Genomic DNA, 9,671 nt, shown 5'->3' on the forward strand with positions numbered 1-9,671 from the left:
CCCGATTGCGGGGCGACGATCAGGAATTGCGGTACTCCGACGGACGCGATCCGGTGTGCTTCAGGAAAGCGGCCGACAAGGCGCCCGGAGTGGCGAACCCGCACCTACCGGCGATCCCGGCGATCGGGAGATCGGTGTCGCGCAGCAGCCTTCGCGCTTCCGCTATCCGCAGCCCGCCGAGAAAACGGTGCGGGGTCTTGCCGGTCTTTTCCTTGAAGACCCGGATGAAGTGGTAGACGCTCAAATGCACTTCCCCGGCGATTTCGGCGACGGTGAGTGGTTCGGCCAGCCGGTCTCGCATCATCGCCACCGCGGCGCGGACCCGGTGGTCCTCCCGGCCCGCGTCCGGCGGCTCCGGTTTCCGCGCGTGGCGGGTGAGCAGGTGCACGGCGAGGAAGGCGGCCGCGGATTCGGCGTAGAGGTCGTCCTGTTCCCCGGCGTTCCCGACCGCCCGGACCAGCTCGTCGAGCAGCGGGTCTCCCCCGGCCACGGACGCGGCCATCGCCTCGTGGTCCACCGCGCGGCCGCCCAGCCGGGCGGCCACCGACTCCACCGTGGTGCCCGGGATGTGCACCTGCAGGCTTCGCATCGTTTCGTCACCGCGGTAGCGGCGCTGCAGCGGCAGGCCGGGAACGGCGAGTTCGAGCCGTCCCGGCCCCCACTGGTGCCGGTTCCACCGGCCTTCACCGCGGGTCTCCATCACCGCCCGCCCCGAAAGCGGCAGGACCAGATGCAGATCCGCGACGCCGGGCAGCCGCATGTCCTCGGCGACGGGAACGTGGTCGAAGCGCTGGACGAGCAGCGACTCCCAGCCGGAATCCTCCCAGCTGCAATACGTCCGCCGGACATAGCGGGACATGTCGAAACCGGTGTACGGCTGAAGGTCGAATCGCGCGGAATCGAACACCACGCCTTCGAGGCTAGCCGAGCAGCTCCTTCACGCGGGGGACGACCTGCTCGCCGTAAAGCCGGATCGAGTTCAGGCGCTGCTCGTGCGGAAGCGAGCCGACGCTGTATTTGAGCTGGAATCGCGACAGGCCGAGGGTCCGCACCGCCCACGCGATCTTCTGCGCGACGGTTTCCGGTGAGCCGACGAAGAGCGCGCCGCGCGGACCGGCCATGGCGTCGTAGTCGGCTCGGGACATCGGTCCCCAGCCTCGTTCGGCGCCGATCTTGGCGAAAGCGGCCTGGTGATGCGAGAAGTGCTGGGCGACGGCGAGTTCGTCGGTCTCGGCGACGTGGCCGGGGCTGTGCATCGAGATCGGCAGCTCCTGGTGGCCCGCCTCCTTCACCGCGCGCCGGTACAGATCCGCGAGCGGGGTGAACCGCTCCGGCGATCCACCGATCACGGCCATCACCAGCGGCAGGCCGTACGCGGCCGCGCGGACCACCGACTGCGGGGTGCCGCCGACCCCGACCCACGCGGGCAGGCTGCCCGATTCGGTGACCGGGAAGGCCTGCGCCCCTTCCAGCGCGGGGCGGACGGTCCCGGACCAGTCGACCGGCTTCTCCCCTTGCAGATGCGTGAAGAGGTCGAGCTTCTCGGCGAAGAGCGCTTCGTAGTCCTCCAGCGAGTACCCGAACAACGGGAACGACTCGGTGAACGAGCCCCGGCCGAGCGTGACCTCGGCGCGCCCGCGCGAAACGGCGTCCAGCGTGGCGAACCGCTCGTACACGCGCACCGGGTCGTCCGAACTGAGCACCGTGACCGCCGTGCCCAGCCGGATCCGTCCGGTCTGCCCCGCGATCGCGGCCAGCACGACGTCCGGTGAGGACACCGCCATCTCCGCGCGGTGATGTTCGCCGACACCGAAGTAGTCCACGCCCACCTGGTCGGCGAGGACGCCCTCGGCCACGACCTGGCGGATGGCTTCGGCCTGGCTCACCGGCTGGCCGTCGGCGCCGTTCTCGACGTCGCCGAACGTGTCCAGGCCGAAGGTCGGCGCCTGCGGGGTGCCCAGGATCTCGTAACCCATGTCCAACTCCTCAAGTAGTTGAACGCTCAAACGTCGGGTCGCGTGATCGTATTCCGCGCCTTCCCGGGTGCTCAGGCGCCGGCGATGTCCCGCGCCAGCTGACGGGCGTCGGACATGGTGAACTTGCCGTTGATCTGGGTATCCCCGCCGGTGATGGCGGACTGGATCATCGGCGCGGTCAGCACCCGGCTCTTCAGCACCATCGCGACCTGCTTGCCGACGTTCGCCGCGGTCCAGTCGGCCCACGTCCGCGCGCCCGCGTCGGTGAAACTCAGCCCGACGAGCGGGCCACCCGACTGCGAATCGAGCAATGCCTTCGCCTGGCTGAGGTCAGCCCCGGTGAGGAAGGCCGGGCCGAGCAGGTATTTGGTGCCCTGCACGCGGTCACAACTGACCAGCGGGAGTGCCGGATCGTCGCGGCCGTCCAGCGGATCTGTTCCCTCCGAGCAGTCCAGTGCCGCCGCGGCGGCCTGCTGTCCGGCGGGATCGGTGCTCTGCCGGTCGGTCGCCGCGCCCGTCGCCGGACCAGGTGGCAGCTCCGCCAAGACCGGGCGGAACCGCAGCCGCGACCCGTCCTTGATCGCGAAACTGTCGCCTTCGGGCTCGGCTTGGCCGGAAACCCCGCCCTGGCATCCGGTGACACCGAACAGGACGAGGGAGAGCGCTATCAGGATGTTCCGCACGGACGCATTCTGTCGTGTTCACCGCCCGTGCGTGGGCAAAACGCCTCGACGCCGCACGGTCCGCTCGAGAATTCCGAGCGTGGCCTTGAGCGCGGACTCCGGGACCACGGGGAACGTGATGCGCTCCTTCCACTCGTCGCCGACCTCCGACCAGTCGTAGTACGACGTCACCAGCGTGCCGCCCTCGGCGGGCTCCAGCCGGTAGCCGTAGATGTGCCGGGCATGCGGCCGGACCCGGCCTTCGACGGTCCAGGCGATCTCCTCGCCCGGGACGAGGGTGGTGATGACGACCTCGACGTCGTACTTGCCCAAGGGCACGTCCCCGAGCGCTTCCCGGTCCATGTGCACCACGAACCGATCACCCGCCCGCTCGACCGGATCGCCTTCCGCATCGAGGAGCATTCCCGACGCGTCGATGTCGACATGGCCCTTCGGGTCGCTCAAGACGCCGAAGATCGCGTCCGCGGGGGCCGGGATGAGCCGGGAGACCTCGATGCGTTCTGGGCCTGGGGTTTCCGCCGTGGCGACCAGGACCGCGCGACCGAGTACATGCTGGGAGATGGTGAAGCCGAGGAACGCCGGCGTGCAGTCGGCCGGGACGCCGAGCGACTCGACGTCGAGCGCGTGCACCACGACGAAGTAGCGGTGCACGCCGTGCCCGGCAGGCGGCGCGGCACCGAGGAAACGGGCCAGACGGGCGTCGTTGGGCACCTGGAATGCGCCTTCGGGAAGGCCGGAGCCACTGTCGTCGCCAGCGCCTTCGGGCAGCTCCGTGACGGCGGCGGGGATGTCGGCGACCGCCCAGTGCCAGAAACCGGAGCCGGTCGGGGCGTCGGGGTCGTAGACGGTGACGGCGTAGCTCTTCGTGCCGCGCGGGGCGCCGCTCCAGCTCAGGTGCGGCGAGACGTCCTTTCCGGCCAGCTGATCGGGTGACCAGGCGGCGCCGTCGGCGACAGAAGTGCTGGTGATGGTGAAGGAGGCCGCCTCAGGCAGCCGGGCGAAGGGATCGTTCATAAATCGACCATAACACAGATAATCGATTATCTTTGGGTTTGTCTATACTTCACGGATGGCTTCACCGGACAAGCAGATGCTCTCCGAGCAGGTGTACCTCCGCCTGCGGGACGCGATCATGCGCGGCGACCACGCCCCCGGCGCCCCGCTCAAACCGCAGGACCTCGCCAAGGACCACGGCGTGAGCCTGGCGGTCGTCCGCGAAGCCCTCGTGCGCGTGGTCGGCGACGGCCTCGCCGACCGGCTCCCCAACCGCGGGTTCGCCGTCCCGGCCTTCTCCGACCGTCGTTGGCAGGAGATCACGGAGGCCCGCCGGACGATCGAACCGCTCGTGCTGCGCCTCTCCGTCGAACGCGGCGACCTCGACTGGGAGGGGCGCGTTCGCGCCGCCCATCATCGGTTGAGCCGGACACCGCCGTTCGATGACGGCGAAGGCGAGCACGTCAGCGGCGCGTGGTCCGAAGCCCACCGCGTCTTCCACCGGACCTTGCTGGACGGCTGCGGAAACCCAGTCCTGCTGGAGACCTTCGACCGGATGTGGACCGCGAGCGAACTCGCCCGCCGCTGGGCCGCGCGGCGCTCCCCCGGCCGCGACCATCTCGCCGAACATCGCCTGCTGGAGGAGACCGCGTTGGCCCGCGACGCCGACGCGGCGGCCGAGGCGCTGACCCGGCATCTCACCCTGACCGCGGAAGCGTTGACCGAGAAGCCGTAAGCCGGTGCGGTCAGCCGACCGCGACCGTGATGGCCGCCGTGTGCACCCGCCCGCCGTGGGAGAATTCGAGGAACAGCCGGTACTCCCCGCGTTCCGAGAACAGCGAGTGGAAGGTCAGCTCGCCGTCGACGAGCGCCGCGCCGAGCGGCTGCACCGGATGCAGATGCGTGGCCGACAACAGCATGGTGTGGAATCCGGTCATATGGCCGTTGGCGCCCAGATGCGGGTCGACCGCGGTGACGAGCGCGCCGTCGGGGCCGCGGAGGGCGAAACGGAGGACCTGCGCCCGCATCGCCGGGATCCGGGCCTCCCCGTCCACCCGCGCCACGCGGTATCCGGTGGACGTCACGGTGTCGCCCGCCGGAGCGGGCACCGGCACGAAGGTGGTGTCACCCGGCACGGTGAACGGGACACCGAGCACCACCGGATGCTTCGGATCCTTGGTGTCGAGCGGGACGAACTCGGCGAACATCCGGTAGGCGCCGCCGTCGGTCAGCGCGAGGCTCGTGTGCCAGGTGTCGCCGACCAGCGCCGGGTGCACGTGCTGGAAGACGTTCATGTCGTCGCGCACGGCGAAGAAGTGCATCTGTTTGGTCTGGTTGTCCAGGAAGCGGGTGACCGGCCGCCCGTCGGGCCCGAGGATCCGGAACGCGACCGGCACCTCGGGACCCCGGACGGCCGGCGTGGTCACCCTCTCGAACCGGTACCCGCTTTCCGCCTCCGACAGCCCGTCGCTGTGCGCGGCGGGAAGCAGATCCGCCGTCACGACGGGCTGCTGGTGGGCAGAGTGCGCGGAGCCGGGCGTCGGCCGAAGCGCGACGAACACCGCGGCCACGCCGATCACCAGCGCCAGCGCGAGGAACAACCAATCCGTCAACCGGGGCTTGCGCACGCCTGCCCTCCGGTCACTTGCCGCCGAGGTTCGGCTTCACCACGACCAGGCCCTGTTCGATGCCGTTCACGATGACGATGCCGCTGGAGAAGTACGGGTAGTTGCTCCACGCGCCGTTGAAACTCGCCGCGTTGCCCGCCGGGTAGATGTCGAAGTAGCCGACCTCGGACAACCGCGCCGAAGCGACGCCGCTGACGTCCAGGATGCGGAGACCGGCCTGGTAGTTCGCCTGGTAGGAGTACTGGCCCTTGATGTACTGGTTGTGGTCGATCGCGGTGGCGGGCGAACTGTAGACGCCGGTGTGCACGGGGGCGGACAGCTTCGCCAGATCCCAGACGTAGGTCTTGGTGCGCTTGTCCGTGCCGCGGGACTCGTCCAGTTCGTCGTCGAGCAGGAAGTAGCGCTGGTCGCCGGTCAGCCAGCCCTGGTGCGAGTACTGCGCGCCCGAATAGCCCTTGCGCGAGATCTGGACCGGCCTGGCCTTGTCGGTGACGTCGACGATGGTCAGCGTGTCCTCATTGGCGTTGAAGCAGATTTCCCGGCCGCGGTAGGCCGTGTCCGGTCCGCGGTAGACGACGCACTGCGTGTCGTGGGTGTAGCCGTCCTGCGACACGCAGCCCGCCTTGGCCGGTGCCTTCGGGTTCTGGATGTTGACGACATGCGGGCCGCCGCTGCACGTGTTGGAGCCGATCACGTAGGCGAAACCGGTCTCCTCGTTGATGGCGATGTTGTGCGCGGGACCGAATTCCCGGTACAGCGCGTCGGCGGTGAAGGTCTGCGGTGTGGTGACGGTGCGCAGCCTGGTCAGGTCGAACACCTGCATCCCGTGCCCGGTGATGAAGTCGGCCACGATGAACGCGTGGTTCTTGTACACCTTCATGTCCCGCCACGAGCTGCTGCCGCCGTTGGAGGGCAGGTTGCCGAGGAACTTGGGCGAGGTCGGGACGCTCAGGTCGACGAACGCGGTGCCGTTGGTCCGCCCGACGATGGCGTATTCCTTGCCGGACGACGGGTCGGTCCAGCCCCAGATGTCGTTGCCGTTCCCGCCGCCGAGGCCGGACAACGGAAGCACGCTGAGCAGGTCCACGTTCTTGCACGGGTATTTGTCGGCCATGCCGTTGACGCACGGAACCCCCGCCGCGGTGCCGGTGACGGCGTGCCGCTCCGCCGGGACGTGGTCGGCCAGGAAGGTCCGGGCCGCGGCCTGTCCCTCCGCCGTCTCGGGATCGTGCGCGGACGCCGCCGTCATCGAAAACACCAACGCGGAGGCCGTCAGGACGGCCATCCCCATCATGCGCACGAGCTTCATAGCCGTACTCCTCACCGGGTTTCGGTCGGCTTCCGACGTTAAGAGCACCCACTCCCGGTGTATCCCCCCGAACGTCGGGGGTTTTTAACCGTTTACCGGGAGATCCCGAAAGGCTTCCCTGATCTCGGAGACCAGCAGGCCCGGTTGCTCCAGTCCCGGGAAATGCCCGCCGCGGTCGAGTTCGGTCCACCGGTGCAGGTTCCGGTAGCGGCGCTCCGCCCAGCGTCGCGCGGTCGGCCACGGGTCGGCGGGGAAGAGCGACACGGCGGTGGGCACGGTCACCGGCAGCGCGTTCTCCTCCTCCGCGCTGCGCGGCACCCACCGCATCGCCTCCCAGTACCAGCGAGCACTCGAAGCGCCGGTGCCGGTCAGCCAGTACAGCGCGATGTTGTCGACCTGCTCCGCCAAGCTCACCCCGCCGCCGTACTCCGGCCGGTCGTCGGCGTAGGCGGCGAACTTCTCGCCGAGCCAGGCCGCGAGCCCCGACGGCGAATCGAGCAGGGAGTAGCCGAGCGTCTGCGGGCGCGTGCCCATGAGCATTCCGAAGCCGTATCCGTCGGACAGGTGCAGGTCACGCCGATCCAGCATGCGTCGTTCAGGTGCGCTCGGCGCCGCCCGGTCCTCCGGCAACGGTGACGCCGAAGGCATCGTCAGGTGCAGGCCGGCGACCCGTTCGGGAACCTGGCGTGCCAGTTCCGTGCTGACGACGGCACCCCAATCCCCGCCGTGGGCCCCGAACCGCCGATAGCCGAGCGCGGTCATCAGGGTGGCCCAAGCCCGGGCGGTCCGGCCCGGATGCCAGCCTTGCTCGCTGGGCCGTTCGCTGAAACCGAAACCCGGCAACGAAGGCACGACCACGTCGAAGGCGTCGCTCGCGGAACCGCCGTGGGCCACCGGATCACTGAGCGGCCTGATCACCTTTTCGAATTCGAGGATCGACCCCGGCCAGCCGTGGGTCAGGATCAGCGGAAGCGCCGTGCGCTCGGGCGAACGGACATGCCAGAACCCGATGTCCAGGCCGTCGATCCGGGTCCGATAGTGGGGAATGGTGTTCCAGCGGATCTCCCTTGCCCGCCAGTCGTGTTCCCGCCACGCCCGGAGCAACGCCGTCAACCGGGCCAGCTCGATCCCCTGGGTGGCGTCGGGAACCGTCTCGGTTTCGGGAAGGCGGACCCTGGCCAGGCGAGCGTGGAGATCGGCCAGCTCGCGATCGGGAACGTGGATGGTGAACGGTTCGATATCGGGCACAGCGCCGAAACTACGGGCGGGTCAGGTGGTTTCCCATGCTCGGAATTGGGGTTCGGCGGTCGAGGATTGCGCAGTTGCCGCTGCGTGGCAACGCTGGAGCCGCGTCGGTGGGTCTCAGATCGTCTCGTCGAGAGGCCAGTGTCCTGCCTCCCCAATGCGGCGTCGGGAACACTCAACGGCACCACTGCCACATTGGGGGCACCGAGAGAATGACACTCGCACTCACGGAACGATGTGACCGCTGCTGCGCTTGGGGCGAGCGTGGCGGTCACAAAGGTAGTGAAGGCCTCCTTGCCAACCCTGAGGGTAGGTAAGGAGGCCTTCACGGAGCGCCGGGCATGGCGAGGGGCCCGTCGCCGGTGTGGCTGGCGGGCTCCTCGGGTTCAGCGGTGATGCAGGGTGTTGCGGCGGGGTTGTCGGAGCGGATCTCGGTATTGCGGCGGGATGAACTCCGGTAACCCATCGGCCGCCATCCGCACTTCCCAGTCACCGTGATGAATCAACCGGTGATGAAAACCGCATACCAGCACCAGATTCCGGAGATCCGTCGGGCCGCCGTCTGCCCAGTGATGAATGTGATGGGCGTGACAGTTCTTCGGTTTCCGATGACACCCGGGGAAAGCACAGCCACCGTCCCGGATGTTCAATGCACGTCGCTGGCCCGGGGTCACGAACCGCCGCAGCCGTCCCACATCCAAGGGTTCTCCGGCGGCGCTCATCACGACCGGCAACATCAGACAGTCGCAGGCAGCCAAGCGGGCTTCGCGGGCGGTCATCGTCCCAACGAAATCCAAGCAGGCGGCCCCCAGACCCGACTTGAGTTCGTCGAGTCCGATGGTGACATGCAGCAAGGTGCGGTAGCCGCTGGTGCCGGGCTGGTCCGGGCAGGCGATCGCCAGATCCAGGATGTCGACCCACGCATCACCCAGGCGCTCGCATTTCATCCGCAGATCGGCTTGCCCGAACTCATCGACCGGGCGCGGCTGGGCATACGCCTCCAGAGCGGCCGCCGTCCGGGCCCCGGTCTCGTCATCGAGCAGACCGGTGAGTTTCCAGAAGCCGTCCTTGCGGCGCTCCAAGGTGATTTCCCGGCGCGGCTCTTGGGGTTCGGGGTCTTTGGGCTCCTTGCCGTCCGGGTCGAGCACGGCCAGGAGGTTCGCTTCTGCGTCCGCCAACTGGCGAGGACCGGCATCGCGAGCGAGGATGGCGAGAGTCTTCTCGGCATAGGCACGGTCCTCAGCGGAGGTGTCGGCCGGGAGTCTCTTCAAGAACTCCAGGATCTGATCGATCCGCTCATCCCCGACCAAACCCTCCGCGACGACCGCGGCGGTGGCGGGCAGCGCGGCGGGAACCTCGGTGCCGTCCAACGCGCGAGTCGGGTTCAACGCGATCGCCCGCTTCACCACCGGACCAGCTTCACCGCGCGACAACCCCGCCACATCCGCGAACCAGGCAGCAGTAGACCCATACCCATACAAGTCCTTGACGCCCCGAGACTCGACCTCCGCCAAAAACCGCCCCAACCCGGCGGTCGCCATCCGAATCACCTGCAAAGACTGCTGCACACCATGCGCAAGCTCCAGCTTGCCAGCGCGCCACAACTCCTGCGGCAACTCAGGAAGGAAAGTCTCGGACACCCCTCAAGCTCGGGCTCAGATGGTCAGTGCACCGGCCGGGGATAATGATCGTTCTGGGTAGCGAGGGGGTGTTTCGTGTCGCGTGGTGTGCCGTTGCGTTCGGTGGAGCGTGAGTTGATCGCGTTCGGGTTGAGGCAGGGGAAGTCGTTTCGGGAGATTGGGGCCTGGATTGGGCGGGATCATTCGGTGGTGTCCCG

At 68.5% G+C, this 9,671-nt stretch carries 10 protein-coding genes; 2 read left to right on the forward strand and 8 right to left on the reverse strand.

The window, feature by feature from the left end:
* Positions 1-19: 19 nt before the first annotated feature.
* From DMH01_RS20065 to DMH01_RS20080, 4 genes are all read right to left on the reverse strand, one after another.
* Entirely contained in the window at positions 20-910 is an 891-nt protein-coding gene (locus DMH01_RS20065) for an AraC family transcriptional regulator (RefSeq protein WP_125678736.1), read from the reverse strand.
* A 10-nt stretch (positions 911-920) separates the two neighbouring features.
* The gene (locus DMH01_RS20070; protein ID WP_125678737.1) at positions 921-1,976 is read right to left on the reverse strand and encodes an LLM class flavin-dependent oxidoreductase; all 1,056 of its coding nucleotides are present in this window, start codon (positions 1,974-1,976) and stop codon (positions 921-923) included.
* Positions 1,977-2,047: 71 nt separating this feature from the next.
* Positions 2,048-2,659, reverse strand: coding sequence for a precorrin-3B C(17)-methyltransferase (locus DMH01_RS20075; RefSeq protein ID WP_125678738.1), 612 nt, complete (start codon positions 2,657-2,659; stop codon positions 2,048-2,050).
* Between the two features lie 18 nt (positions 2,660-2,677).
* Entirely contained in the window at positions 2,678-3,673 is a 996-nt protein-coding gene (locus tag DMH01_RS20080) for a YbhB/YbcL family Raf kinase inhibitor-like protein (protein ID WP_125678739.1), read from the reverse strand.
* 55 nt (positions 3,674-3,728) lie between these two features.
* On the opposite strand from DMH01_RS20080, the gene DMH01_RS20085 reads away from it, so the two are divergent.
* Positions 3,729-4,388: a GntR family transcriptional regulator gene (locus DMH01_RS20085; protein ID WP_125678740.1), complete on the forward strand. Its 660-nt coding sequence runs from the start codon at positions 3,729-3,731 to the stop codon at positions 4,386-4,388.
* Between the two features lie 10 nt (positions 4,389-4,398).
* On the opposite strand, the gene DMH01_RS20090 is transcribed toward DMH01_RS20085, so the two are convergent.
* The 4 genes from DMH01_RS20090 to DMH01_RS20105 all read right to left on the reverse strand — a co-directional run bounded on the left by DMH01_RS20090 (position 4,399) and on the right by DMH01_RS20105 (position 9,474).
* Positions 4,399-5,280, reverse strand: a complete 882-nt coding sequence (locus DMH01_RS20090) for a hypothetical protein (protein ID WP_125678741.1) — start codon at positions 5,278-5,280, stop codon at positions 4,399-4,401.
* 13 nt (positions 5,281-5,293) lie between these two features.
* The gene (locus DMH01_RS20095) at positions 5,294-6,589 is read right to left on the reverse strand and encodes a choice-of-anchor B family protein (RefSeq protein ID WP_125678742.1); all 1,296 of its coding nucleotides are present in this window, start codon (positions 6,587-6,589) and stop codon (positions 5,294-5,296) included.
* Positions 6,590-6,673: 84 nt separating this feature from the next.
* Positions 6,674-7,837 carry an epoxide hydrolase family protein gene (locus tag DMH01_RS20100; protein ID WP_125678743.1) on the reverse strand — a complete coding sequence of 388 codons (1,164 nt, stop codon included), beginning with the start codon at positions 7,835-7,837 and terminating at the stop codon, positions 6,674-6,676.
* A 383-nt stretch (positions 7,838-8,220) separates the two neighbouring features.
* Complete coding sequence (locus DMH01_RS20105) at positions 8,221-9,474, reverse strand: HNH endonuclease signature motif containing protein (protein ID WP_125678744.1); 1,254 nt, start codon at positions 9,472-9,474, stop codon at positions 8,221-8,223.
* Between the two features lie 102 nt (positions 9,475-9,576).
* Between DMH01_RS20105 and DMH01_RS43735 the strand changes: the two genes are divergently transcribed.
* The coding region (locus tag DMH01_RS43735; protein ID WP_370323353.1) for a helix-turn-helix domain-containing protein at positions 9,577-9,671 on the forward strand (95 nt) is incomplete at its 3' end.

The sequence above is a fragment of the Amycolatopsis sp. WAC 04182 genome, assembly GCF_003947465.1.
Taxonomy (GTDB): Bacteria; Actinomycetota; Actinomycetes; order Mycobacteriales; family Pseudonocardiaceae; genus Amycolatopsis.

What these genes read in the sequence shown, in the direction of transcription:
- DMH01_RS20070 (WP_125678737.1), bottom strand. Translation starts at nt 1,976, where the DNA reads ATGGGTTACGAGATCCTGGGCACCCCGCAGGCGCCGACCTTCGGCCTG.
- DMH01_RS20080 (WP_125678739.1), bottom strand. Translation starts at nt 3,673, where the DNA reads ATGAACGATCCCTTCGCCCGGCTGCCTGAGGCGGCCTCCTTCACCATC.
- DMH01_RS20085 (WP_125678740.1), top strand. Translation starts at nt 3,729, where the DNA reads ATGGCTTCACCGGACAAGCAGATGCTCTCCGAGCAGGTGTACCTCCGC.
- DMH01_RS20095 (WP_125678742.1), bottom strand. Translation starts at nt 6,589, where the DNA reads ATGAAGCTCGTGCGCATGATGGGGATGGCCGTCCTGACGGCCTCCGCG.